1 protein-coding gene and 1 pseudogene are annotated in these 1,017 nt (G+C 31.1%); one reads left to right on the top strand and one right to left on the bottom strand.

All coding sequences use genetic code 11. The features are described 5' to 3' along the window. On the bottom strand, positions 1-530 hold a 530-nt coding region (locus tag ACVC2P_RS12760; RefSeq protein WP_452598852.1), incomplete at its 3' end, for a sterol desaturase family protein. A gap of 61 nt (positions 531-591) precedes the next feature. Between ACVC2P_RS12760 and ACVC2P_RS12755 the strand changes: the two are divergent. Then, positions 592-1,017: pseudogene (locus ACVC2P_RS12755) on the top strand (o-succinylbenzoate synthase); the annotation flags it as partial.

The following is a 1,017-nucleotide window of genomic DNA, read 5'->3' as shown; positions in this document are numbered from 1 at the left end:
TTAGGAAGTTTATCTATGGCTTCAGTATGTATCCAAAACTGGTAAAGTAAACTAACAGACATTTGGAACATAATCATCGCAGGATGAAATCCTAAAAGCGGTAACCATAACCAAAAAATAAATGTGTAAAAACCACCAGACCATGTTTGGCGAAGCGCTGTACTTAAATTGTAATGCTGAGAAGAATGATGTATAATGTGAGAAGCCCAAAATAACCTACACTCATGAGAAATACGGTGAAACCAATAATATGCAAAATCATCTGCAAATAGTATAAGTATAAAACTCCACCATGTAACCGGAATTGTAAAAAATCTATAATTATCGTAAATATAAAAGAACGATACTATAACAAGCGCTTTACTTAAAAAACCTAAGAAAACATTACCGAGTCCCATACTAATAGACGCTAAAGAATCTTTAACCTCATAACCTTTAATGCCTTGTTTAATAGTCACATATAATTCTAGTAACATAGCAAGTATAAAAAAAGGAATAGCAAATAAGATTATATCGGGGAAATCTGTCATTATTAAATGTAATTATAGTCGCTAATTTACTAAATAAATTTAAGTATTTTTGATGTATAATATGACAGCAACTTACCATAAATACAACCTTAACTTTAAAATGCCTAGCGGGACTTCACGAGGCATTTTAAAAACAAAGGAAACTTGGTTTATTATATTAAACCAAAACGGAAAAACAGGAATAGGAGAATGTGGTATTCTTAGAGGGTTATCTATTGATGATAGAGCGGATTACGAACAGCAATTAGTACACACATGCCAAAATATAGATAAAGGATTAGATGCTCTTTTAGTAGAAAATATAGCGTTTCCTAGTATTCAAATTGGATTAGAAATGGCTTTTATGTCATTAAAATCTGAAAATCAATTCAATTTATTCCCTTCAAAATTTACAGCAGGTCAAGAAGCGATTCCTATAAATGGATTAATTTGGATGGGGACAGAAGCTTTTATGAAACAGCAAATACAAGAAAAAATTGAAGCAGGT

This window comes from Pontimicrobium sp. MEBiC01747 (assembly GCF_053601635.1).
The sequence above is the reverse complement of the archived record's forward strand: the minus strand, read 5'-3'. Positions and strand labels throughout refer to the sequence as shown.